The 24,972-nt window shown below is 70.1% G+C and carries 19 protein-coding genes; 13 read left to right on the top strand and 6 right to left on the bottom strand.

Features of this window, described 5'->3' with window-relative positions:
* Positions 1 to 38: 38 nt before the first annotated feature.
* The 6 genes from J9315_RS16930 to J9315_RS16905 all read left to right on the top strand — a co-directional run bounded on the left by J9315_RS16930 (position 39) and on the right by J9315_RS16905 (position 8,710).
* Positions 39 to 566 carry a hypothetical protein gene (locus J9315_RS16930; protein WP_211978460.1) on the top strand — a complete coding sequence of 176 codons (528 nt, stop codon included), beginning with the start codon at positions 39 to 41 and terminating at the stop codon, positions 564 to 566.
* 8 nt (positions 567 to 574) lie between these two features.
* On the top strand, positions 575 to 2,143 hold the full coding sequence (locus tag J9315_RS16925; protein WP_211978459.1) for a class I adenylate-forming enzyme family protein: 1,569 nt from the start codon (positions 575 to 577) through the stop codon (positions 2,141 to 2,143).
* A 10-nt stretch (positions 2,144 to 2,153) separates the two neighbouring features.
* Positions 2,154 to 3,425 carry a beta-ketoacyl-[acyl-carrier-protein] synthase family protein gene (locus J9315_RS16920; protein ID WP_211978458.1) on the top strand — a complete coding sequence of 424 codons (1,272 nt, stop codon included), beginning with the start codon at positions 2,154 to 2,156 and terminating at the stop codon, positions 3,423 to 3,425.
* 56 nt (positions 3,426 to 3,481) lie between these two features.
* Positions 3,482 to 4,687, top strand: coding sequence for an acyl-CoA dehydrogenase family protein (locus J9315_RS16915; protein ID WP_211978457.1), 1,206 nt, complete (start codon positions 3,482 to 3,484; stop codon positions 4,685 to 4,687).
* A gap of 51 nt (positions 4,688 to 4,738) precedes the next feature.
* The gene (locus tag J9315_RS16910) at positions 4,739 to 6,808 is read left to right on the top strand and encodes a heavy metal translocating P-type ATPase (protein WP_211978456.1); all 2,070 of its coding nucleotides are present in this window, start codon (positions 4,739 to 4,741) and stop codon (positions 6,806 to 6,808) included.
* Between the two features lie 234 nt (positions 6,809 to 7,042).
* The gene (locus tag J9315_RS16905) at positions 7,043 to 8,710 is read left to right on the top strand and encodes an ABC-F family ATP-binding cassette domain-containing protein (RefSeq protein ID WP_211978455.1); all 1,668 of its coding nucleotides are present in this window, start codon (positions 7,043 to 7,045) and stop codon (positions 8,708 to 8,710) included.
* Positions 8,711 to 8,818: 108 nt separating this feature from the next.
* On the opposite strand, the gene J9315_RS16900 is transcribed toward J9315_RS16905, so the two are convergent.
* The 3 genes from J9315_RS16900 to pdhA form a co-directional block, all read right to left on the bottom strand.
* Positions 8,819 to 10,300: a dihydrolipoamide acetyltransferase family protein gene (locus J9315_RS16900; RefSeq protein WP_211978454.1), complete on the bottom strand. Its 1,482-nt coding sequence runs from the start codon at positions 10,298 to 10,300 to the stop codon at positions 8,819 to 8,821.
* The gene (locus tag J9315_RS16895; RefSeq protein WP_211979358.1) at positions 10,300 to 11,262 is read right to left on the bottom strand and encodes an alpha-ketoacid dehydrogenase subunit beta; all 963 of its coding nucleotides are present in this window, start codon (positions 11,260 to 11,262) and stop codon (positions 10,300 to 10,302) included. The genes J9315_RS16900 and J9315_RS16895 overlap by 1 nt, the downstream gene beginning before the upstream one ends.
* Positions 11,263 to 11,384: 122 nt before the next feature.
* Complete coding sequence (gene pdhA / locus J9315_RS16890; protein ID WP_211978453.1) at positions 11,385 to 12,488, bottom strand: pyruvate dehydrogenase (acetyl-transferring) E1 component subunit alpha; 1,104 nt, start codon at positions 12,486 to 12,488, stop codon at positions 11,385 to 11,387.
* Between the two features lie 636 nt (positions 12,489 to 13,124).
* Here pdhA and J9315_RS16885 point away from each other — a divergent pair.
* Positions 13,125 to 14,111, top strand: coding sequence for an ABC transporter substrate-binding protein (locus J9315_RS16885; protein WP_211978452.1), 987 nt, complete (start codon positions 13,125 to 13,127; stop codon positions 14,109 to 14,111).
* Positions 14,112 to 14,153: 42 nt separating this feature from the next.
* Here J9315_RS16885 and J9315_RS16880 read toward each other — a convergent pair whose 3' ends face one another.
* Positions 14,154 to 14,621, bottom strand: coding sequence for an Lrp/AsnC family transcriptional regulator (locus J9315_RS16880; protein WP_211978451.1), 468 nt, complete (start codon positions 14,619 to 14,621; stop codon positions 14,154 to 14,156).
* 466 nt (positions 14,622 to 15,087) lie between these two features.
* On the opposite strand from J9315_RS16880, the gene J9315_RS16875 reads away from it, so the two are divergent.
* From J9315_RS16875 to J9315_RS16865, 3 genes are read left to right on the top strand one after another with little or no spacing between them, the layout of a single operon-like run.
* A complete protein-coding gene (locus tag J9315_RS16875; RefSeq protein WP_211978450.1) occupies positions 15,088 to 15,864 on the top strand; it encodes an electron transfer flavoprotein subunit beta/FixA family protein in 777 nt (258 codons plus the stop codon).
* An 11-nt stretch (positions 15,865 to 15,875) separates the two neighbouring features.
* Positions 15,876 to 16,862, top strand: a complete 987-nt coding sequence (locus J9315_RS16870) for an electron transfer flavoprotein subunit alpha/FixB family protein (protein ID WP_211978449.1) — start codon at positions 15,876 to 15,878, stop codon at positions 16,860 to 16,862.
* A 1-nt stretch (position 16,863) separates the two neighbouring features.
* On the top strand, positions 16,864 to 19,677 hold the full coding sequence (locus J9315_RS16865) for a cytochrome b/b6 domain-containing protein (protein ID WP_211978448.1): 2,814 nt from the start codon (positions 16,864 to 16,866) through the stop codon (positions 19,675 to 19,677).
* Positions 19,678 to 19,826: 149 nt separating this feature from the next.
* On the opposite strand, the gene J9315_RS16860 is transcribed toward J9315_RS16865, so the two are convergent.
* Entirely contained in the window at positions 19,827 to 20,792 is a 966-nt protein-coding gene (locus J9315_RS16860; protein WP_211978447.1) for an alpha/beta fold hydrolase, read from the bottom strand.
* 84 nt (positions 20,793 to 20,876) lie between these two features.
* Here J9315_RS16860 and J9315_RS16855 point away from each other — a divergent pair, with 84 nt between their 5' ends.
* Positions 20,877 to 21,455, top strand: coding sequence for a TetR family transcriptional regulator (locus tag J9315_RS16855; RefSeq protein ID WP_211978446.1), 579 nt, complete (start codon positions 20,877 to 20,879; stop codon positions 21,453 to 21,455).
* A gap of 6 nt (positions 21,456 to 21,461) precedes the next feature.
* Here J9315_RS16855 and J9315_RS16850 read toward each other — a convergent pair whose 3' ends face one another.
* Positions 21,462 to 22,124 carry a GntR family transcriptional regulator gene (locus tag J9315_RS16850; protein WP_211978445.1) on the bottom strand — a complete coding sequence of 221 codons (663 nt, stop codon included), beginning with the start codon at positions 22,122 to 22,124 and terminating at the stop codon, positions 21,462 to 21,464.
* 180 nt (positions 22,125 to 22,304) lie between these two features.
* On the opposite strand from J9315_RS16850, the gene glyA reads away from it, so the two are divergent.
* Together glyA and J9315_RS16840 are read left to right on the top strand one after the other, a co-directional pair.
* Positions 22,305 to 23,744, top strand: coding sequence for a serine hydroxymethyltransferase (gene glyA, locus J9315_RS16845; protein WP_211978444.1), 1,440 nt, complete (start codon positions 22,305 to 22,307; stop codon positions 23,742 to 23,744).
* On the top strand, positions 23,744 to 24,961 hold the full coding sequence (locus tag J9315_RS16840; RefSeq protein WP_211978443.1) for a sarcosine oxidase subunit beta family protein: 1,218 nt from the start codon (positions 23,744 to 23,746) through the stop codon (positions 24,959 to 24,961). The genes glyA and J9315_RS16840 overlap by 1 nt, the downstream gene beginning before the upstream one ends.
* Positions 24,962 to 24,972: the final 11 nt, after the last annotated feature.

Raw genomic sequence — 24,972 nt, 5'->3', positions numbered from 1 at the left:
GAGTTTCCCGCTCATCTCCACCCTTTAGACTGCGCACTATGACGGAGCAGTGGACATCACGGTGGCACATCACCGGCAACGGCCAGGTCATCCGACAGTGGTCGAACGGCACGGACGCAGGCGAACAGGTGTTCCGGCGGATCCCCGCCGACCGCCGCCCCGAACTCTCCGAGATCGTCGCCCTCGACGAGGAGCTCAGCCGCTTCGACACCGTGTGGAGCCGCGTGACCATGGTCTTCGTCTGGCTCGGCGCACTCGCGATCCTCGGCGTGATCTTCGGGCTCTTCGGCCTCCCGATGTACGGCGTCGCCGACTCGATCTCCCTGACCGTCGGCGTCACCTCGGTGATCGTCATCGTCCTCATCCCCATCGCCGCGATCTTCATCATGCGCGCCCTGCGCTCCCGTGTCACCCGGCTCTACGCCGAGGCGGGACTGACCGACCCGCTCGGGATGATCGTTCCGACCCCCGACGCCGAGATCATGGTCGGCGCCCCGAAGACCGTCTCCACGGACCCGACCCCCGCCAAGGCCCCGGACATCAGCGCCCGCAGCCACGCGGCCTGAGGGTCCCCGTGCCCATCACCGCGAGCATCCTCGCCACCGCGGCGTCCCATCCCGACAGGCCCGCGATCGTCGGCGGGGACGACCGGCTCACCTATGCCGAGCTCGTCGCCGACTCCCGTGCCGTCTTCGCCGCCGTCGACGCCCTCCACCGCGCCCAACCCGCCCCGCCGACACCGGCCCCGGAGACCGCGGGCGTGCCGATCACGGCCGTCAGCCACACCTCGGCGTTCCTCACCGCCCGCATCGTCGCCGGGCTCGCCGGCTTCCGCGCGGTCTCCGCGACGATCGACCCCCGCTGGCCGCTGAGCCACCAGGTCGGGATCATCCAGGCCACCGGTATCGGCGTCGTCATCAGCGACTCACCCGCCCTCGCCGAGGCGCTCGCCGCCTCCGCGTGGACCGGCACCGTCATCTCCGCGGCCGCCTTCGAGTCCGCCGTCACCGCCCGCCGATCCGACCCCGGCCTTCCCGCCCCGAGCGTCCGCGCGCCCGCGGAGCCCTTCCTCATGCTCTTCTCCTCGGGCACGACGAGCAACCCGAAGGCGTTCATCAAGACCCGGGAGCAGTACCGCGCGAACGTCGCCGTCTCCGCCGCCCACCTCGAACCGCTGCCGGGCGTCGCGACGCTCGCACCCGGACCCGTGTCCTACAGCCTCACCCTCTACGCCGTCATCGAGAGCCTCGCGACCGGCGGCACCATCCACGTCGCCGACGAGTTCGACCCCGCAGCCATGGGCCGGCGCATCGCCGAGGAGAAGATCACCCGGATCGTCGCGGTGCCCGCGATCATCCGGGCGCTCGCCGAGGCGGCCGACCGTGACCCCGCACGCTTCGCCGGTCTCGACCTCGTCGTCACCGGGGGAGCGAACCTGCCCGCGGTCATCCGCGACCGCCTCGGCGAGGTCCTTCCCGACACCCGTCTCATCAGCTATTACGGGGCCGCGGAGATCGGATTCATCGGAGACTCCCGCGCCGGCGACGGCACGTGGATCACGATCTATCCGACGATCGGCGCACAGATCCGCGACGACTCCGGTTCCCCCGTGCCCGACGGTGAGCTCGGGACGCTGTGGATCCTCGCCGCCGCATGCTCCGAGGGCTACGTCACCGGCACGAGCACCGAGGTCCTCCGCGGCCCCGACGGCTGGGCCACCGTCCACGATCAGGGGCGAATGGACGGCGGTCTCCTCCAGCTCGCCGGACGGGCCGGGGACATCGCGATCACCGGAGGCCACAAGGTCTCCCTCCCCGAGGTCGAACGGGCGTACGGCACTGTGCCCCACCTCGGCGAGGTCGTCGCCATCGCCCTCCCCGACGCGAACCTCGGCACCGTCGTCGCCCTCGTCATCGAGGACCGCGGCGACCAGTCGACGTCGATGCCCACGTCGACACCGGAGTCGATGTCGGACGTCCCGGACAAGGCGGCCCTCCTCGCACACGGGCGGACCCAGCTCGCACCGCAGTTCGTGCCGCGGCGGTTCTACGTCCTCGATCGACTGCCGCGCACGGTCGGCGGGAAGATTCGACGCACGGAAACCGTTGACCTCATCGTGAACGGACAGGGACGCAGACTGTGAGGCGGCGACAGTGAGCGGTGACCGCCGCGCCGTCATCACCGGCATGGGCGCGATCACCCCGGGCGGACTCGACCCCGAGAGCCTCTGGGACGCGGTCCGCGCCGGGCGCAGCGCGATCGACGTCCTCGTCGGAGAGGAGTTCGCCGACCTCGCCGTGCGCATCGGCGGGCAGATCACGGACTTCGACGCCGAGGCGGTCCTCCCGCGAGCGCTCGCCCGTCGTCTCAGCCCGGTCCAGCACTGGGCGATCGCCGCCGGCGACCAGGCGCTGGCACAGGCCGGCATCCCCGACCCCGCCGCCGCGCTGCCGTGGGACCGCGAGCGCGTCGGCGTCATCGCCGCCACCGGATCCGGACCCGTCGACGCCATGCAGTCAGCCACCCGCGCTCTCGACGCGACGGGCCCGCGCGGCGTCCCCCTCACCCTCGCCATCCACGGCGCCCCCGATTCCGCGGCCGCCCTCCTCAGTCAGCGCTTCGAACTCCGCGGTCCCGCACAGGGCGTGTCGGCCACCTGCGCGTCCGGGGCGATCGGCCTCGGCGAGGCGATGCGGCGCATCCGCCACGGGTACGCCGACGCGGTCCTCGTCGTCGGGATGGAGGACTGCCTCGGACCGGTCAACCTCGCCTCGAACGCCAACCTCCGGGCACTCGCCGCCGGGTACGAGGACGATCCGCGGGCGGCGAGCCGACCCTTCGACGCCGCCCGGAAGGGCTTCGTCATGAGCCAGGGGGCTGCGGCGATCCTCCTCGAATCCGCCGACAGCGCGGCCGCCCGCGGCGCCGCGGTGCTCGCCGAGCTCGACGGGTTCGGTGCCGCGAGCGACGCCCACCATCCGACGAACCCGCACCCCGACGGCCGCGGTGCGGCAGCGGCGATGCGCGAGGCCCTGACCGATGCCGGGCTCGAACCGGCCGACATCGACCACATCAACGCCCACGCCACCGGCACCCCAGCCGGCGACCGGGCAGAACTCGCCGCCTTCGACGCCGCCCTCGGCGATACCGCCCGCACGATCCCGATCAGCGCGACGAAGTCGAGCACCGGCCACCTCCTCGGCGCCGCCGGAGTCGTCGAAGCGATCATCGCGATCGCCGCGCTGCGGGATCAGGTCCTGCCGCCGACGCTCAACCTCGGCGACCCCGACGCCGAGGGCTGGGACATCGTCGCAGGCCAGGCACGATCAGTGGGCGACGAGGCGCCGATCGACACCGTGCTGTCGACGTCCTTCGGCTTCGGCGGCCACAACGGCGCGATCATCCTGCGCCGGCCGCAACCGTGAGACCGCCGCAACCGCGAGATCAGCGCAACTGTGAGACCAGAGAACAAGGAGAGACGATGACCGATCGCGAAGCCCACATCACCGAACTCGGCGAGCGCTTCCTGCCCGCGGAGATGCTCGAGCGCTTCCGGGAGCGCGCAGCCGTCACCGACCGGGAGAACGGCTTCTTCGACGCGGACCTCGAGGAGCTTGCGGCCCGCGGCTACCTCACGCTCTTCGTCCCCACCGCGCACGGGGGACCGGGGCTGAGCCTCTTCGAGGTCGCCCGACTCCAGCAGCGCCTCGCCGCGGCGGCACCGGCGACCGCGCTCGCCGTCAACATGCACCTCATGACCACCGGCGTCGTCAAGGCCCTGGCCGATCGCGGCGACGATTCGCTGAACTGGGTGTTCGACGAGGCCATGGCCGGTGAGATCTTCGCGTTCGGGATCTCCGAACCGGGCAACGACTGGGTGCTCCAGGGTTCCAACACCGAGGCGGTCCCGACACCCGACGGCGGCTACGAACTCACCGGGGTGAAGATCTTCACCTCGCTGTCACCCGTGTGGACCCGGCTCATCGTCCACGGCGCGATCACCCCGGTCGACGACGGCATCGCCGGTCCCGACGGCGACGAACCGGCGGAGGGCGAACTCGTCTACGGGTTCATCGACCGCGACGCCCCGGGCATCAGCGTCTCCGATCGCTGGGACGTCCTCGGCATGCGGGGCTCCCAGTCGCGGGCGACGATCCTCGACCGCGTGCCGATGCGCCCCGACCGCGTCTCGCGCGTCATCCCCGCCGGTCGTCACCCCGACCTGCTCACATTCGCGATCACGAGCAACTTCCAGCTCCTCATCGCCGCCGTCTACGCCGGCATCGCCGCACGCGCCCTCGAGGTCGGGGCGGCAGCGCTGAAGACGCGGAGATCGGCGAAGTCCGGGACGACGTTCGCCGAGGTCCCCGAGGCCCGCACCCGACTCGCCGACGCCCACCTCGACTACCTCACGGTGCCCGCGATGATCGACGCGTACTCCCGCGACTTCGACGACCTCGTCGATCACGGCGCCGGCTGGCCCCTGCGTCTCGTCGGCGCGAGGATCAAGTCCGCCGAGGCGGCCCGCCGCACCGCGGAGGCCGCCCTGCTGAGCACCGGCGGCAGCGGCTTCGACAACAGCCACGAGGCCTCCCGCCTCTACCGCGACGCGACAGCCGGGCTATTCCACCCGCCGAGCCCCGACGCCGCCCGCCCGATGTACGCCGCAGCGCTCCTCGACGACTGAGAGTTCCCGCAAACATATTGACATATAAATATACGTGCATACGATTGGGGTATGGACGAGAAGCGGAACGAGTCGGCAGCTGTCACGGCGACGAACGACCGGTCGCGTGCGAAACCCGGCGATGATGGGCACGGTCACGGTCGCCTCGGCGGGCCCGCCTGGGAACTCGGGTTCGCGATCACCTCCGGTGTCACCTACATCGCCGGAGCGATCTTCGAGTACTTCGTCCCCGGCGCACCCCTGACCCAGATCGCCATCCCCCTCTTCCTCGCGACGTACTTCTTCGGCGGGTTCTTCACCTTCGCCACGGCGATCAACTCCGTGCGGCACGGCCGGTTCGAGGTCGACTTCCTCATGCTCGTCGCCGCGATCGGCGCGGCCAGCGTCGGGCGGTTCGCCGAAGGCGCTGTGCTCCTCTTCCTCTTCTCCCTCGGTCACGCCCTCGAAGAGTACGCGATGGGTCGGGCCAAGCGCTCGATCGAGGCGCTCGCGGAGCTCGCCCCGGCCACCGCGCTCGTGCGCGTCGGCGATGACGTCGTGGAGCGGCCCACCGAAGATCTCGAGATCGGCGATGTCGTCGTCGTGCGCCCTCATGCCCGCATCCCAGCCGACGGCTTCGTCGCCGTCGGCAACTCGGCCGTCGACCAGTCGGCGATCACCGGCGAGAGCATCCCCGCGGAGAAGTCCCCGGTCACCGACCGCACCGAGGCCGTCGACAACCCGGGGCGCATCGACCCGGCCTCCCGGGTCTTCGCCGGCACCGTCAACGGCTCCGGCTCCCTCGACGTCGTCGTCCTCGCCGTCTCCGCGGACTCGACGCTCTCCCGGGTCGTGACGATGGTCCGCGAAGCCGACGACACGAAGAGCGCGACCCAGCGCTTCATCGACCGATTCCAGCGCTGGTACGTTCCCGCCGTCATCGCGATGGTCCTCATCGTCCTCTTGGTCGGCTGGTTCGTCCTCGACGAGACGTTCGCCGACAGCTTCTACCGCGCGATGCTCGTCCTCGTCGCCGCGAGCCCGTGCGCGCTCGCCATCGCCACCCCCGCCGCCGTCCTCTCCGGTGTCGCCCGCGCGGCCCGGGCAGGGCTGCTCATCAAGGGCGGCGGACCCCTCGAGACGCTCGGGAAGGTGCGCTCGATCGCCTTCGACAAGACCGGCACGCTGACCTGGGGACTGCCGCGGCTCACCGACATCCGACCCGCCGCGGGCGTCGAGGCCGGCGAGCTCTCCCGCGTCGCTCTCGCCCTAGAATCCTCCGTCGACCATCCCCTCGCCACGGCGATCGTCACCGGCCTCGACCCGCAGGTGCCTGCCGCCGACCGACTCGAGGCCGTCGACGTCGAATCGGTCACCGGTCAGGGCGTGACGGCGACGATCGCCGGGCAGCGTGCCGAACTCGGCAGCCTGCGCATGTTCGCCGGCGACCTCACCCCGGAGATCGAGGGCCTCGTCACCCAGCTGCAGAACGCGGGCCGGACGATCATGGTCGTCCGCTGGGGCGGCCGGTTCCTCGGTGCCCTCGGCGTCATGGACGCCCCGCGCGCCGAGGCGAAGGCCGTCATCAGCTCCCTGCGCACCTCCGGCGTCGATGAGCTCGTGATGATCTCCGGGGACAATCAGCGCGTCGCCGACGCGATCGGCTCCGAGGTCGGCGTCGACACCGCCGCCGGCGACCTCATGCCCGAGGACAAGGTGTCGACGATCCGCCGACTCGCCTCGCAGGGCGACACCGCGATGGTCGGCGACGGCGTCAACGACGCCCCGGCCATGGCGAACGCCTCGGTGGGGGTGGCGATGGGGGCCGCGAGCTCGGCTGTCGCACTCGAGACCGCGGATGTCGCCCTGATGAGCGACGACATCGGCAAGGTCCCGTTCCTCATCCGGCTGAGCCGGGCCTCCTCGGCGATCATCCGGCAGAACCTCATCGCCTCCCTCGTCATCGTCGCCTTCCTCGTCCCCGCAAGCCTGCTCGGGCTGCAGATGGGACCGGTCGTGTTCATCCATGAGGGATCGACGTTCCTCGTCGTCCTCAACGCCCTGCGGCTGCTGCGGTTCGGCAACGGCGACGAGCACTCGGGCATCGCCCACGAGAACCGTCCCGAGCCCGCCCGGGCGTGAGCTGGTCTGCTGACCGGCGTGACCTGGACCGCTGTCCGGCGTGACCTGGACCGCTGACCGGCGTGAGCCGCTTGGTAGACTGGGTGCCATGATCGATTCGATGAAACTGTGGAACCGCCGCTGACGGCGGCGGGACCGGTCTTCTCAACCCTCTGATCTCTCGTTCGCCGTCCAGGCCGATCGCCGGGCGGCCCCATTGTGCTGTCCGGCTCCATGACGAGCTGAGAGACTGCAATGCCACTGACTTCACCACTTCGACACATCACCCTTCCCGCGGGCGCGGCCGCGCACATCCGCGCTGAGAACCTCACCGTCAACCGCGGCGGCCGCCCGGTCCTCGACGGCGTCGATGTCACGCTCTCCGCCGGCTCCCGGCTGGCCATCGTCGGGGAGAACGGGCGCGGGAAGACGACCCTGCTCCACGTTCTCGCCGGTGCGCTCGCTCCCGACGCGGGGACGGTCACCCGCACCGGAACCCTCGCCCTCGTCGAGCAGGAGCTCGACGTCGTGGGGGAGCGGACCGTCGGCGACCTCATCGCCGAGTCCATCAGCGACGAACTCGCGGCGCTGGCGGCGCTCGAGGAGACGACCGCGAGGCTGGCCGGCGGTGAGACCGGGGCCGAGGACGACTACGCCGCAGCCCTCGACCTCGCGACCGGCCTCGACGCGTGGGATGCCGAGCGGCGCATCGACATCGCCCTGGCCGGGCTGCACGCGACGACGGACCGAACCCGCACCCTGGCCAGCCTCTCGGTCGGGCAGCGCTACCGTGTGCGCCTGGCCATGGTGCTCGGGTCGACCACGGACCTGCTCCTCCTCGACGAACCGACGAACCACCTCGACGCCGCGGCCCTTGACTACCTGACGACCCGCCTTCGGGACCATGCCGGCGGGATCGCGATCGTCAGCCACGACCGGGCTCTGCTCCGCGACGTGGCCACGACGTTCCTCGACCTCGATCCCAGCCGGGACGGACGGCCCCGCATGTACGCCGGCGGCTACGCGGGGTGGGTCGACGGGGTGCGGCGCGACCGGGAGAGCTGGGAGCACGACTATGCCGCCGAGGTGGCCGAGCACTCCCGTCTCACGCAGGCCGCCGAGGATGCCCGGGGCCGCCTCTCCACCGGGTGGCGACCGCCGAAGGGCACCGGCAAGCACCAGCGCGCGACGCGGGCAGCCGGTGTCGTCCAGGCGTTCAATCGGCGAGTCGAGGAGCTCGAGTCCCACCGGGTGACGGTGCCGCAGCCCCCGCTGCGCCTTACCTGGCCGGCGTCGCGGACGCGCGCCGGGTCACCGATCCTCAGCGCCGAGGACATCACCGTCGAGCGACGCCTGCCTGCGCCAGTGTCGATCGCCGTCGACGGCGGCGACCGGCTCGTGCTCAGCGGTCCGAACGGGGCGGGCAAGTCGACGCTGCTCGGAGTGCTCGCCGGGCTGGTCACGCCGAGCACCGGGGTGGTGTCGCGGCATCCCGAGGCGCGGATCGCACTGCTGACCCAGGAGGCACCCGACTGGGACGCGACGACGCCGGCGTTCCGCATCTACGCCGAACACATCGACCGGAGTGCACGGGAGAATGGTCGGGCACGCGGGCGAAACGACGACGCGCCGTCGCTGGCGAGTCTCGGCCTGCTCGACTCGGCGGCAGCCAGGACGCCGGTCGGACGGCTGTCCCAGGGTCAGCAGCGACGCCTCCAGCTCGCGCTGTGCCTGGCGGAGCAGCCCGATCTGCTCCTCCTCGACGAGCCGACGAACCATCTCTCGGCCTTCCTCGTCGACGACCTCACCGAGGCTCTGGGCACGACCGCCTCGGCGATCGTCGTCGCCACCCATGACCGGCAGCTGCGCGCCGACCTCGCAACCTGGCCGCACCTCGCACTGCCGCCCTCAGGCACGGCATGAACGACGAAGTTCCGGACGCGGAGTGTCGATTCGGGTCACTGAGATCGACACTCCGCGTCCGGAACTTCCGTTACGCAGCGGCGCGTGGCGCGTGAGACTGCTGGGGCCTCAGACCTCCGGGAGGAGGGAGATCGGGTTCTCGATGCAGTCGGCGACGAAGGTGAGGAACTCGCTCGGCTCGGCGCCGTCGCACGCGCGATGGTCGAAGACGAAGCTGAGGTACATCACCTTGCGCACTGTGAGCTCGCCGTGTGAGACCCACGGCCGGTCCTTGATCCGACCGAGCCCGAGCATCGCGACCTCGGGCAGGTTGATGATCGGGGCCGACCCGTCGACGCCGAAGACACCGTAATTGTTGAGCGTGAACGTCCCGCCGGTCAGCTCCGAGGACGCGAACTTGCCCGTCGAGGCCTTGCCCACGGTCTCGCCGATCTCATCACGCAGCTGACGCAGACTCATCTCCCCGGCCCCGTGGACGACGGGAACCATGAGCCCGCGCGGCGTCTGCGCGGCGAGCCCGAGGTTGATGTCGCCGTGGGTGACGATCTCGTTCGCGGCCGTGTCGATCGAGGAGTTGAGGATCGGATACTTCTTCAGTCCGGCGATGACGAAGCGCGCGACGAGCGCGAGCAGAGAGTACTTCTCACCCGTGCGGGCTTCGAGCGCCTTCTTCGTCGCCAGCAGTTCGGTCGCGTCGACGTCGAGCCAGATCGTCGCCTCGGGGATCTCCCTCCGCGACTGGGAGAGCCGCTCGGACACGACCTTCCGCAGTCCCGTGATCGGGGTGCGGGTGTCGCGGTCGGTGCTCGGGATCGCGGTTCCGGTCGTGGCCGCGGTGTGCGGCTGTCCCGGCGCCGAGGCGGTCGTGCCTTGACCCTCAGGAGTGCCGTGGAGGCCGGTCGTGCCCTGACGATCGACGGCGGCGAGGACGTCTGCCCTGGTGACGACCCCACCGGGCCCGGTCCCCGGCAGGTGCTTCGCGCTGATGCCGTGGTCCTTCGCGAGTTTGCGCACGATCGGCGAGGACACGGGCGAGGTGGTGGCAGTGTCTGCCGGCTGCGCGGTGGGTTGCTCAATCGGCTCAACCGGATCGGTCGACTGAGCTGCCGGCGCCGGTGCGCTCGGTGTCTCCGCAGGCGAGCTGGCCGCCTTCGCGCCGAATGAACGCTTCTTCCCCGAGCGCGCCTTCGGTGCGGTCGTCCCGTAGCCGATGAGGTTCGCCCCTCCGCCTTCGATGCCGACGGGGTCGGCATCGTCGGTCGGCAGTTCGTCCGCGGCGCCGGCAGCGCTGGTGGAACCGGCATCGCCCGCGGGCGCAGTGTCAGCGGCCCCCGCCTCGGCGACGGAGAGCAGAGCCTGCCCGGCCTCGACGGTGTCACCGGCGTTCGCGTGGAGTGCCACGATCGTGCCGGCGAACGGGCAGGGGAGTTCGACGACGCTCTTCGCGGACTCGACCTCGACGACCATCTGGTCGACGTGGACGGTGTCGCCGACGGCGACCTTCCAGCCGATGAGCTCCGCCTCGGTGAGGCCCTCGCCGAGGTCGGGGAGGATGAAGTCGCGCGCTCCGGTGGTCGACACAGCACTCATCACAGCTCCCAGTCCCAGGATTCGAGGGCGTCGAGGACGCGTTCGGCGGTCGGCAAGTAGTACTCCTCGAGCTTCGGGGACGGGTAGGGCACGTCGAAGCCGGCGACCCGGAGGATCGGGGCGGCGAGGTGCGTGAAGTTGCGTTCGGTGACCCGGGCGGCCACCTCGGCGCCGTAACCGCCGAACTGGGCGGCCTCATGGATGACGACGGCCCGGCCGGTCCGGCGGACCGAGGCGGACACGGTCTCGTCGTCGAACGGCGAGAGCGAGCGCAGGTCGATGACCTCGATGGACAGTCCGTGCTCGGCTCCGGCCTCGGCAGCAGAGAGGGCCGTGCGGACGGTCGGCCCGTACGCGAGCAAAGTGACGTCGGTGCCGTCGCGGACCACCTCGGCGCGGTTCATGGGAGCCGTGGTCACCGGCAGGGTGAGCGTGTCCTTCATCCAGTACCGGGACTTCGGCTCCATGAAGATGACGGGATCGTCGGAGGCGATCGACTCGCGCAGGAGCGAGTACGCGTCGGCCGGATTCGACGGGGTGACGACGGTGAGCCCCGGCGTCGACGTCCAGTACGCCTCCGAGGAGTCCGAGTGGTGCTCGACGCCGCCGATGTCACCGGCGTACGGGATGCGGATCGTGATCGGCAGGGTGACGCGGCCCTTCGTCCGGTTCCGCATCTTCGCGATGTGGGAGACGATCTGCTCGAACGCGGGGTAGGCGTACGCGTCGAACTGCATCTCGATGACCGGGCGCATCCCCGCCATCGCCATGCCGACCGCGGTGCCGGCGATGCCCGACTCCGCGAGCGGGGAGTCCCACACGCGTTCGGGTCCGAATTCCTTCCGCAGGCCCTCCGTGACCCGGAAGACCCCGCCGAGGCGGCCGACGTCCTCGCCGTAGACGACGACGTTCTCGTCCTCGGCCAGGGCATCGCGCAGGGCCTGGTTGAGTGCCTTCGTCATCGTCACCGAGGCTGGGGCAGGGGTGGTCGCGGTCGTGGCGGTGTCTGTTGCTGTGTCCGCGGTCGTGGCGGTCGCCGGCTCGGGAGTGTGGGCCGGTGCCGTGTCGGTCGGGGAGTCGACGCTCATGCCTCAGCCCCTGCGAGTTCGGCCTCGAGCTGGGCGCGCTGCTCGCTCAGGCTCGCGCGCTCGGTCCCGTAGACGAAGGCGAAGAGCTCGGTCGGGTCGACCTCGGCCTCGGTGTTCATCGCGTCGCGCACCGAGGCGGCCAGCGCCTCGGCCTCGGCCGCGATCTCCTCGACGCGGGCGTCATCGAGCACGCCGCGGTCGCGGAGGAACGTCTCGAGGCGGTCGATCGGGTCGAACTGCTTCCAGTGCTCGACCTCCTCGGCGTCGCGGTACTTCGTCGGATCGTCGGAGTTCGTGTGCGACTCCATCCGGTACGTGAGGCATTCGATGAGGGTCGGGCCGTCGCCTTCGCGGCCGCGTTCGAGGGCCGCGGAGACGGCGGCGAACACCGCGGCGACGTCATTGCCGTCGACGCGGATGCCGGGCATCCCGTAACCGGCGGCGCGGTCGGCGAGCATCGTCGCGTTCGACTGCTCGCGCAGCGGGGTGGAGATCGCGTACTGGTTGTTCTGGAGGACGAAGACCGTCGGGGTCTGCCACACCGAGGCGAAGTTGAAGGCCTCGTGGGTGTCGCCCTCACTGCTCGCACCATCGCCGAGGAAGGTCAGCGTCGCCGCGTCACGGCCCTTGAGCTTGGAGGCCATCGCGAAGCCGGCGGCATGGAGGGTCTGCGTGGCCAGCGGTGTCGCCGCCGGTGAGGTATGGTACTCCTGCGGGTCGAACCCGCAGTGCCAGTCACCGCGGAAGGCTGAGAGGATCTCACCGACGGGCACGCCGCGGGTGAGCAGAGCCGCGGAGTCCCGGTACGTGGGGAACAGCCAGTCGTTCGGCGACAGTGCCGTCGTCGCACCGACCTCGCACGCCTCCTGTCCCGCCGCCGACGGGTACGTGGCAAGGCGTCCCTGCCTGGTCAGGTGGGTCACCTGCGCCTCGAACCGGCGGGCGAGGACCATCTGCCGGTAGAGGCCGGTCAGTGTCCGATCGCTCGGGATCGAAAGCCCCTCGGTCGGGGTGTCGGTCGGTCGGCCGTCGGGGCCGATGAAGCTGATGGGCTGCAGCTGGGGAAGAGCGCGGCCTGTGGTGGGAACGTCGATGGTCATGACTTCATGATGACGTGACCGCGATCACCGATCCAGGCTCTTCAGACGGTCACGGACGGGGGTGCCGATCGTGTCGCGAACGGTGGACGAACTGCGCGAACGAGGCGGGGTGGAGCGGACGAATGGCCGCGGTCGAACGGGGCTGCTGAGCGCGTGGGCCGCTCAGATCTCACCCCAGCGGTAGCCGCGGGCGGTGAAAGCCTCGGCGACCTTCTCCCGCTTGCCCTCGACGCCGCCTTTGAATGCCTGGTGGCCGCCGAACTGGGACACGCACGCCATGTCGGCAAGAAGTCGTCAGGCGGGCAACTTGTCGCCGGCGCATCGACTTCTCGCCGACATTGCTGGCGTGTCGGCGTCGAGGAGGGGGGTCGATTGACGATCGACCGCCTCGGCGGATTGCGGAGCGACGAGAATTCAGGTTAGGCTAACCTACGAGATCACGAACGGATCGCGCGTCACGGCAGTTGACACACCTGCTTGGAGTCGCGACCTGCGGGATCTCACTGTTTCATCCGACACGGAACCCTCGACAGCGGCGATTCGGTCGTCCGCGCAGATGCTGCCGATCATCGTGCGCGCACGACGCAGCGACGGCCGCGTCGAGGGTTTCCGTCGTTCGCTCCTCGAAAGGACGCCATGACACTGAAGACGATGACCGCGCTGACCGCCGGCTGCGCCGCGCTCGCCCTCCTCGCCGGCTGCGGGGGCGGCGGTTCCGGGAACGCCGAGGCGGCGGGCGGCGGCGAGACGCGCACCGTCACCGACGCCACTGGAGCCGACATCGTCATTCCCGCTCAGCCGCAGTCCGTGGCCACCCTGCACTACGCCGCGACGGAGACCCTCATGGATCTCGGGCTCACCCCCGTCGGGCAGGGGGAGTATCAGGAGGCCTCGGTGCCTCAGGGGTGGGTCGATCGCCTCGGCGAGGTGCCCGTCGTGGCGACCGATGAGCCGGACATCGAACGGCTCGCGACGACGGACCCCGACCTCATCCTCGCCCCGAACACCCTCGACTCCGGAGTCGTCGACCAGCTCGAGGACATCGCCCCCGTCTACCAGTTCACCCTGCGCGGCGGAGACCGCGCGAATTGGAAGCAGCGGGTCGGGGAGGTTGCCGACGCGGTCAACCGGAGCGCGGAGCTCACGGCCCTCGACGACGCCTTCATCGCCGAGCAGACGCGCATCAGCGAGGAGTACAGCGACGTCACCGATGGGACGACGATCGCGACGCTCTCCTCATTCACCGAGAACACCGCGTACCTGTGGGGGAGCGGGAACATGCTCGGAACGATCTACGACCCGCTCGGTCTCACGTGGTCGGCCGACGAGGACAGGGTCATCGCGGAGAACGCCGAGGCGGCGGAACCCGAAGCCGAGGTCTCGCTCGAACTCGTCGATAAGGCCGCCGGGGACGCCGACATCGTCTTCGTCACCTCGAACCTGCGCGGCGAGTACGACGAGCTGAGCACCGCGCTCATGGACTCACCGGTCTTCGCTCAGCTGCCCGCCGCGCAGGCCGGCAACGTCTATCCCAACGGCAAGTCGACGATCGCCGGATACTCCGACGCCAACTACAGCCTCGAGATGGTCGAACAGGCGCTGCAGGCGTACCGGCAGCGGTGAGCGCGGCTCAGTCCGGCCGACGGGCTCAGGCCGGCGCGCGGCTCAGCTCAGCGGGCTCTGTGCGCCGGGCCGGTGACCCTCCGCCTCGTCGAGGATGAGCAGCGACCGTGACGAGGTGACGCCGGGAACCTCGTGGATGCGGCGGAGGATGACCTGGGACAGCGCCGTGTTGTCGGGCGCATTGACGGTGACGAGGGCGTCGATGTCGCCGCTGACGGCCTGAACCTTCTCGACGAAGGGGAGCGCGGCGAGCTCGTCGCGGACCTCCGGCCACGGCCGCTCGCCGACCTTGACGACGACCACCGCGGTCACGGACATGCCGAGGGCGGCGCGATCCACCTCGGCGGTGAAGCCCTTGATCGCCCCCGACTCGAGGAGGGCGGTGAAGCGCTTGTGCGCGGCGGACCGGGAGATGTGCACGCGCTCGGCGAGCTGGCGCACGCTCAGCCGGGAGTCCTCGACGAGGGCAGCGATGATGCTGCGGTCGATGTCGTCGAGGTCGAATGACAAGGGCGTGCTCCTTCGGCGTCGCTGCTGGCTGCCGCCCGGCAGCCTCGGTGCGTCGTGCTCCTCTCCGGGGTCGCGCTCGTCGTGAACCAGCACCCGGTCGAGGTTCCACCATTCTAAGTGGGCACGGCCGGTGGTGGGGGCCGGGCCAGATCCCAACGGCCGGGATCCCGGCGGTTCCCACCGGTCACGGCGGTGTCGACGGCAGGTGCGGGTCACCTCGGCGGGCTGGTAGGCTTGAAATCGATCGTTCGTTCAGTGGCGTTGGGCTCGTCCCGCAACGACAGGCACCCTGGTGTCCGAAGTGTGGCCTCCACCACGTACCATGGAGGGCGGAGCACGCCGCCGCATGCGCACGCGGATGCGGCGGGCGAACGGCATGTTTCCCGCCTGTAGATTATGGGGGAGACGACACTCAGCAGGACTGACTGCTCGGCGGCGGACCTGCGTCATTCGAATAGGAGCCACGTTGAAGATCGCTGTGTTGGTCAAAGAGGTCCCGGACACGTACGGGGATCGCAAGCTCGATCTCGAAACCGGCCTGGCGGACCGTGCCGCCTCGGAAGCCGTGCTCGACGAGATCGGCGAACGCGCCCTCGAAGTCGCCCTCAACTACGCGGACAGCCACGACGGCACCGAGATCACCGTCATCTCGATGGCCCCGTCGGGTGCGACCGCGACGATCCGCAAGGGCCTGGCCATGGGCGCCGGCAATGCGGTCCACATCTCTGATGAGGAACTCCTCGGCGCCGACCTCGGGCTCACCGCCGAGGTGCTCGCCGCCGCCATCCGCCGCGGCGACTACGATCTCGTCGTCACCGGCAACATCTCGACCGACGGCAATGCCGGCATGCTCCCGGCGATGCTCGCCGAGCACCTCGACCTCCCGCACGTCACCGGTCTGAGCACCGTCGAACTCACCGACACCACCGTCTCCGGCACGCGCGCCGTCGACGGCGGTCAGCAGCAGGTGACCGCGGAGCTGCCCGCCGTCATCTCGATCACCGAGGCGCTGCCCGAGGCGCGCTTCCCCAACTTCAAGGGCATCATGGCGGCGAAGAAGAAGCCGTTCGAGGTCATCGGCCTCGCCGACCTCGACATCGACGCCGCCGACCAGTCGACCGCCCGGTCGATCATGGTCTCCGTCGCCGAGAAGCCCCCGCGCGAAGCCGGCGAGAAGATCGTCGACGACGGCAACGGCGGAGCCGAGCTCGCCGAATTCCTCATCAAGAACCGCCTGGCCTAAGGAGAGAAGACATGGCTGAATTCCCCCAGGACACCATCCTCGTCGCGCTCACGGTCGATCCCGAAGGCGCTCTCGAGAAGCCCGCTGCCGAACTCCTCGGCGGTGCCGCCGCGATCGGCAGCCCCGTCGCGCTCATCGTCGCCCCTGCCGGCACCGGTGACGCCGCGGCGGAGACGGCCGCCTCGCTCGGTGCCGTCCAGACCCTCATCGCCGAGGTGCCCGCGGGCACCTCCGCGCTCGGCACCTTCGCCGTCGACGCACTCGTCGGGGCCGCGGAGCTCACCGCGCCCGACGCCATCCTCGTCCCGAACTCGATCGACGGCCGCGACCTCGCCGGCCGCTTCGCCGTCCGCACGGGCTCGGCGCTCTCGGTCGACGCGATCGGCGTCGAACGCGATTCCGAGGGCATCGTCGCCGACCACTCCGTCTACGGCGGCGGCTACACCGCGCAGTCGGCCCCGACCTTCGGCGCGCCCGTCATCACCGTCCGCCTCGGTGCGATCGAGAACCGCGCTGAGGCCCAGCCCGCGAACGCGCAGGCCCTCGAGGTGACCGACTCCGGCAAGCGCAGCGCCGACGTCACCTCCTTCGAGGCTGTCGTCGAGACCTCCTCGCGACCCGAGCTGCGCGGGGCGCAGAAGGTCGTCTCCGGTGGTCGCGGTGTCGGCTCGGAGGAGTCGTTCGAGCTCGTCGGCGAATTCGCCGACGTCCTCGGTGCCGCTGTCGGCGCCTCGCGCGCCGCGGTCGACGCCGGCTACATCGCGCAGTCGCACCAGGTCGGCCAGACCGGTGTGTCCGTGTCCCCGCAGCTCTACGTCGCGCTCGGCATCTCCGGGGCGATCCAGCACAAGGCGGGCATGCAGACCTCGAAGACGATCGTCGCGGTCAACAAGGACGGCGAAGCGCCGATCTTCGACATCGCCGACTTCGGCGTCGTCGGCGACCTCTTCAAGGTCGTCCCCCAGGCCGTCGAGACCCTGAAAGCGAAACAGGGCTGATATGGCCACCTTCTCCAACACGCTGCGCTCGGGTCTGCCCCGGGTCTCCGGCGGCGATCCGTGGCCGCCGGAGGGCACGGTGGGTCAGGCTGTCGAGTGGGAATCCCGGGAATGGGTGAGCGCCGAGACGGCTGCTGCTGAGCCTGCGGGTGGCGCTGATGCTGGCGCTCCCGTCGATTCTGGCGCCGTCACCGAGGTGACCGCTGCCGAGACCTCGACCGTGGACTCGGTCGAACCGGATGGGACCGGCGTCGAACCCGGTCTTGACTCCGGTGTCGACTCCGGGGTCGACGACACCGTCGCCGTTGAGGCCGACGTCGAAGTGCCTGCTGGTGCCTCGAGCGACGCTGTTGGCTTGAGCGACGCAGGTGCCTCGAGCGACGCCGATGCACTGGCGCCCGGTGACCCTGTCGCTGCCGGCGCGGGTGCGGGTGCAGCTGTTGGAGCAGGCGCGGCCGCTGCTGCCGTCGCCGATGACGCGGCCGATTCGGCCCCCGCGGCCGAGGTTCCCCTGCGCCGTGGACTTCCCCGCGTGAGCGGTGGAGACGCCTGGCCACCGGAAGGGTTCGCCCCTGCTGGGGTCAAGGCGCCGAGGCAGGCCGGTGGTGCTGCTGCCGCTGGTGCCGCGCCGGCCGAGCCTGGTGCGCCGAACGAACCTGGTGCGTCGGAAACCGGTGGTGGAGAAGCCGTCGTCGAGCAGACCTCCAGCGTCAGCGAAACTTCTGCCGTTGATGGTGTCGATGCTGTGGAAACGACCGAGACAGTCTCCGGCGCGGAAGAGACTGACACTGCAGCGACCGGTCCTGCTGTTGTGGCAGGCGCGGGCGCTGCTGCCGGGGCAGGCGTTGCCGGAGCCGGCGTCGCCGCAAAAGACGCCGCATCGGTGCCGTTGCGCCGTGGGCTGCCTCGCCGGTCCGGTGGGGACGCATGGCCGCCGGAGGGCCTCGCCCCTGCTGGGGTCAAGGGATCCTCGGCGAGCACAACGCCTCCTGCCGCGACCGCTGAGTCCGGAGCACCCGTTGCCGGTGACCAGGCTGCTGACTCTGCCGCCGCGAGCGCTGTTCCTGCGGACACTGTGACCGCGGACGACACCACGTCCGTTTCCTCGGCGGGTGCTGAGGCTCCTGCAGGTGTTGACCCTGCTGCCTCGACAGCTGCTGCTGCGGCACCTGCTGCCGGTGGGGCGACAAGCGCGTCCGCCGCGGAGCTCAGCGATGTTCCGCTGCGCCGCGGTCTGCCGCGCACCGCCGGCGGCGACCCCTGGCCGCCCGAGGGCTTCGCCCCGGCAACGGCCACCGCTGGTCATGGCGCCAGTGGTCAAACCACCAGCGGTCAGGCCACCGCGCCCACCGATGCGCAGCCGACGGCCGCACCAGCGGCCGATGCCACCGGTGCAGCGGACACCGCCGACGCAGCAAGCACCGCGGACGTCCCTGCCGCAGCCGCCGGCGCTGGCGTTGCCGGTGCCGTGGCTGCCGGCGCTGCCGCCTCGGCGAGTGGAGACACCGCGGAGAAGGACAGCGCCGCAGAGAAGGCCGGCGCCGACACGGAGGCGGCGGCGGACGAACCCGCCAAGCCTGCGGGCCGCACAGGTCTGCCGAAGACCAGGACGGGCCTGCCGAAGTCCACCGGCCCCGACACCGGCAAGCCGGGCGACAAGCCCGCGGGACGGACCGGTCTGCCGAAGACCGGCGGACCGGCGACGAAACCGGCCGAGAAGCCGGCGGCGAAGTCCCCCGCCGCGGGAGCCGGCGCGAAACCGGCAGCCGCAGGGTCGACGGCGGCCGCAGCGACCGCCTCGGCGGGAACAGCGGCGAAGTCCACCGCGGGGTCGACGGCCGCGAAGTCGACCGCCTCGGCGAAGCCTGCCTCCGACAAGCCCGCCTCCGCCGCACCCGCCAAGCGCGACCCGATCATGATCGGGTCGAAGTCGCTGGGACAGTGGATCGGTCTCGGGTCGCTCGGACTCGGTGGGCTGATTGTCGCCGCAGGCATCCTCATCCTCGCCGCACGCGGAGTCACGACTCTGCCCGGTGTGCCGGGATTCCTCGAGCGCTACCCGGGCGAATACCACCTGCCCGACTTCGTCGAACCGGGTTTCCCGGCCTGGGCGCGGTGGACGCACTTCCTCAACTTCTTCTTCATGGTGCTCATCATCCGCACGGGTCTGCAGGTGCGTCACCAGCAGAAGCCTCCGGCGTTCTACACGCCGAAGAACGGCGGGAAGAAGATCAGCATCAACCTGTGGCTGCATACGAGCCTCGACGTTCTCTGGCTGCTCAACGGCGTCGTCTTCGTCGTCCTCCTCTTCGTGTCCGGCCACTGGGCGCGCATCGTGCCGACCAGCTGGGAGGTCTTCCCGAATGCCCTCTCGGCGATGCTGCAGTACATGACCCTGGAATGGCCGATGGAGGACGCGTGGGTCAACTACAACTCGCTCCAGCAGCTCATGTACTTCATCGTCGTCTTCATCGCCGCCCCGCTGGCCGCGATCACGGGTGTGCGGATGAGCGAGTGGTGGCCGAAGAACGCGACGACGCTGAATAAGATCTACCCGGCACCGCTGGCGCGGGCGATCCACTTCCCGACGATGATCTTCTTCGTGTTCTTCATCGCCGTCCACGTGTTCCTGGTCTTCACGACCGGGCTGCGGCAGAACCTCGGCTACATGTTCGCCGGGACGAACGTCCTGGGCTGGGCGGGCGTCATCTGGTTCCTCGTGGCGGTGGCCGTCGTCGTCGGCGCATGGTTCGCCGCCAGACCGCTCGTCCTCGCCCCAATCGCGAACCTCTTCGGCAGAGTGTCGAGCAGGTAGGGCACATGTCAGAGGGCCCCGGGTGACATCACGTCACTCGGGGTACTCGTGTTTCTGCGGGAGGTTCACGGCGTTTGTGCGCCAGGTCCATGGTGATCTCGGCGCGAATTTCGCCATGAACCTGGCGCAGAATCCCAGGGCGCTCTTGCTCAGGCGGGGATGCGCACGCGCTCGACGAACTCGACGACGGCCTCTTCGAGCTGCTGCAGTCCGGGCTCCTCGAGCGGGAAGTGGCCTGCGCGGTCGAGGATGACCTCGGAGAACAGCTCCGGATCGAGTCGGGACACGACCGGCGTCGACAGATCCCGCGGGGTCCACCGGTCCTCGCCGGGCTGGGTGAGGAGGACGGGGCACGCATCGAAGTCCGCGGGCTCGACGGCCGGGACGTACGTGGCGTAGTCGGCGAGGAAGCGCAGCCACATCGCGTTGCCCGCCGAGGTCGCATCGGCGAGGAAGACCTTCATCGCGCCCGGGTCGTTGGCCAGCGCCGACATCTTCGACGCCAGACGCATCGGGTAGCGGAGGCTCTTCAGTGGAGTCCTCGCCATGAGGCGCACCCAGGGCATGCCGACACGGGCGGTGATGAGGCTGCGCGCCGTCCGATCGACGACCTCCTGATGGCGCTGATCGAGGAAGGTCATGCCGACGATGCCCCTCAGCGCGCCCGGCGCGGCCTTCGCGGCGACATGGTAGGCGAGCATCCCGCCGGCCGACAGGCCGTAGAGCACCGTGGGCTTCGGGTCCCGTGCCTGCTCGGCGGCGAGGAAGTCGATGACCATGTCGACCCAGTCGGCATACGACGGCGTGTACCCGGACTCGACCCGCGTCATCCCGTAGCCGAGATTGTCGAGCGCGACGACGTCATAGCCCTGCCGGGCCAGCGGAGCACCGAGGATGAGCGACATCTGGCGGCCGTTCGTCCCGACGCCGTGGTGGAGGATGACACGGGCCTTCGCATCGGGTCGGCGATAGCGATCAAGATGGATCCAGTGCCCCCGCCACCCCCAGAACTCCTCATCGGGAGCGGAGGTCTCGTCGAGTCGCAATCGCTCGGGCAGGAACTCCTGGAGGTCCTGCCACGCCTGCTGATCCTGATAGAGCGCTGCGCTTGCCATGCGTGTCCTCACGTCGACGATGACAACACCTTACGACAGAAATGACACTGAGTGTCAATACTGGCCCGTGCGTACAATGCTGGCATGGACCTGCCCTCCCTGCGCGATCGCAAGCGCCTCCTCATCCAGGAGGACATCATGGCGGTCGCCCTCCGACTGTTCCGCGAGCGCGGTTACGAGGCGACGACCGTCGACGACCTCGCCGCCGCCTCGGGGATGTCGCGGCGCACGTTCTTCCGCTACTTCCCGTCGAAGGAGGACGTCCTCGCGGGGAAGTGGACGGCGATGGGCGAGGGGATCGTCGTCGCGCTCATGGAGCGTCCCGCCGACGAGGAGCCGTGGACCTCGCTGCGCGCGTCGCTGGCCGGCGTCGTCGACCACTACGCCGATCCTGCGCGGCGCGCCGACAGCTATGCCCTCGACGAGGTCGTCGATTCCACCCCGTCCCTTCGCGCGGCATTCGTGGCGAAGGTCGACATCCTCGCCGAGGCGCTCTCCGCCGTTCTCGTCTCCCGCGGAGTCGCCGAGGTGAGGGCGCAGTTGCTCGCCCGAGCATGCGGGGCAGCGCTGACGGTCGCGATGCGGCAGGCGCGCGCCACCGGCGCCGAGGGCATCGCCGACGACCTCGATCGGGCGATGGGAGTGCTCACCCCGGGGATGTGAGCGCCTCTATGCGAGGGCCTTGCGGACGGTGGCCTCGAACTCGCGGACGTGTTCGCCGGCCAGGGTGCTGACGGCGAGTTCATCGCCGGCGAGGATGCCCTCGAGCAGGGAGATGTGCTCGCGGATGTGGCCGAGCAGGTCGGGGATCTTCGGCAGGACGAGGCACCAGATCCGAGTGGCGAGGTCGTCGAGGCGCACGAGCGTCTCCTGGAGGTGGATGTTGTCGACGGCGCGGTAGATGAGGCGGTGGACCTCGAGGTCGCGTTCGATGAGGGTGCGTGCGTCGAGACCGGCCCTGAGCTCGCCGAGTTCGGCGATCGTCGCCGCGAACTCCTCACGCAGCTCCGGCGTGATGTTCCGGGCGGCACGCGTGGCGGCAATGGGCTCGAGCGCCTGGCGCATCTCCGTGATCGCCGCTAAGTCCGTGATGTCGACATTGGCCGCGAACGTCCCGCGCCGCGGGTAGGACACGACGAGGTGGGCGCCCTCGAGGCGTTTGAGGGCCTCGCGGATCGGGGTGCGCCCGACCTCGAGTTCGGCGCTCAGCGCCGCCTCGTTGATGACGTCACCGGGGGCGATGTCGAGCATGACGAGCCGATGGCGCAGCGCCTCGTACGCGCGGTCGGCCAGAGACGAGCTGCTCGCCGAGGTGTCCGCCGTCGTTGTCATCCCACTCCTCCATGCGTCGTCGAGCCGTCCCGGTCGGTGCGGCCCGGGCGGGTGGCCAGGTCTGGTGGCCAGGTCGGGGAAAAGTTCTCCCGCACCCATTGCCACGGCTGAAATTCTGCGCCTAGACTACAGGAACACAGCTGATATATTAGTTGACGATTAACGATCGAGGGAGATCGCATGACCGAGCAGCTCGCAGGAACCGCGGACGCGCAGTCCGGGACGCCTGGAACGCCTGGGACCGAGTCCGGGACGCCCCAGTCCCCGGGGGCCGGAACGACAGCGGCCCTGCCCACCGACTTCCCCAGTCGCGCCCCCGAGGAGCTGAGCACTCCGCTCGCGCAGCTCGACCCGGAGATCACCGGCTTCATCGACGCCGAACTCGGCCGTCAGCGCGAAGGCCTGGAGATGATCGCCTCGGAGAACCACACCGCCACCGCCGTCATGGAGGCGCAGGGCTCGGTGCTGACGAACAAGTACGCCGAAGGCTACCCGGGCCGCCGCTACTACGGCGGCTGCGAATTCGTCGACGAGGTCGAGCGTCTCGCGATCGCCCGGGTCAAGGACCTCTTCGGGGCGGCCTTCGCGAACGTCCAGCCGCACTCCGGCGCCCAGGCCAACGCCTCGGTGATGCACGCCCTCATCCGTCCCGGCGACACCGTCCTCGGCCTCGACCTCGCCCACGGCGGCCACCTCACCCACGGGATGAAGCTCAACTTCTCCGGCCGCCTCTACGACATCGTCGCCTACGGCGTCGACGACGACACCCACCGCGTCGACATGGCCGAGGTCGCCCGTCTGGCCCGCGAGCACCAGCCCAAGCTCATCGTCGCCGGGTGGTCGGCGTACTCGCGGCAGCTCGACTTCGCCGAATTCCGGCGCATCGCCGACGAGGTCGGCGCCTACCTCATGGTCGACATGGCCCACTTCGCCGGCCTCGTCGCCGCGGGCCTCCACCCCTCCCCGGTGCCGCACGCCCACGTCGTCACCTCGACGACGCACAAGACCCTCGGCGGTCCCCGCGGCGGCATCATCCTGACCGATGACGCCGAGGTGGCGAAGAAGGTGAATTCGGCCGTCTTCCCCGGTCAGCAGGGCGGACCGCTCGAACATGTCATCGCCGGCAAGGCCGTGGCCTTCGGTCTGGCCGCGACCGAGGAGTTCGCCGACAAGCAGCGCCGGACCCTCGCCGGCGCCGCCGAACTCGCCCGCCGCCTCGGCGAGGATGACGTGGCAGAGCGCGGCATCACCATCGTCACCGGCGGCACCGACGTCCACCTCGTCCTCGTCGACCTCCGCGACTCCGTCCTCGACGGGGCGCAGGCCGAGGATCTCCTCGCGCGGATCGGGATCACGGTCAACCGCAACGCCGTGCCGAACGATCCGCGTCCGCCCATGGTCACCTCGGGGCTGCGCATCGGCACGCCCGCGCTCGCCAGCCGCGGCTTCGGGTCGCAAGCCTTCGCCGAGGTGGCCGACATCATCGCCGAGGTCCTCACCGCCGGCACCGACGAAGACGGACCGAGCCAGGAGACGATCGACGACCTCGGCGCCCGGGTCTCCCGCCTCGCCGCCGACCACCCGCTCTACCCGCACCTCACCCCGATCGGAGCACGCTGATGGCCGACCACCTGCCCGAACACCCCGACTTCCTGTGGCGCAATCCCGAGCCCAAGGCCTCCTACGACGCCGTCATCGTCGGCGGCGGGGGACACGGACTCGCGACCGCGTACTACCTCGCGAAGAACCACGGGATGACGAACATCGCGATCCTCGAGCGCGGGTGGCTGGCCGGGGGCAACATGGCCCGGAACACGACGATCATCCGCTCGAACTACCTGTGGGACGAGTCCGCGGCGATCTACGAGCACTCGCTCCGCCTCTGGGAGCAGCTGCCCGAGGAGCTCGACTACGACTTCCTCTTCTCCCAGCGCGGCGTCCTCAACCTCGCCCACACCCTCGGCGACGTCCGGGAGTCGCAGCGCCGCGTCGGCGCCAACGTCCTCAACGGCATCGACGCGGAATGGCTCGACCCGAGCCAGGTCAAGGAGGTCTGCCCGATCATCAACATCGGCGACGACCTGCGCTACCCCGTCATGGGGGCGACGTACCAGCCGCGGGCGGGCATCGCCAAGCACGACCACGTCGCCTGGGCGTTCGCCCGCAAGGCCGACGCGATGGGCGTCGACATCATCCAGAACTGCGAGGTCACCGACGTCTACCGCGACGGCGACCAGGTCATCGGGGTCGAGACGAACCTCGGGCGGATCGCCACGGAGAAGGTCGCGATCGCCGTCGCCGGTCACACCTCGGTGGTCGCCGCCATGGCCGGCATCCGGGTGCCCATCCAATCCCACCCGCTGCAGGCGCTCGTCTCCGAGCTCTTCGAACCCGTCCACCCGACGGTCGTCATGTCCAACCACGTCCACGTCTACGTCTCCCAGGCCCACAAGGGCGAACTCGTCATGGGCGCCGGCGTCGACTCGTACAACGGCTACGGGCAGCGCGGCGGCTTCCACATCATCGAGGAGCAGCTCGCCGCCGCCGTCGAGCTCTTCCCGATCTTCGCCCGCGCGCATGTCCTGCGGACGTGGGGCGGCATCGTCGACGTCACCCTCGACGCGTCCCCGATCGTGTCGAAGACAGAGGTCGACGGCCTCTACGTCAACTGCGGATGGGGGACCGGCGGGTTCAAGGGCACCCCAGGAGCGGGCTTCACGTTCGCCCATACGATCGCCAACGACGAACCGCACGCGCTCAACGCTCCGTTCGCACTCGAGCGGTTCGAGACCGGCCATCTCATCGACGAACACGGCGCCGCCGCCGTGGCCCACTGAGGGAGAGGGAC

Origin of the sequence: Brevibacterium sp. W7.2, assembly GCF_018137945.1 — a bacterium.
Taxonomy (GTDB): Bacteria; Actinomycetota; Actinomycetes; order Actinomycetales; family Brevibacteriaceae; genus Brevibacterium; species Brevibacterium sanguinis.
This window is presented reverse-complemented; position numbering and strand designations above follow the sequence as displayed.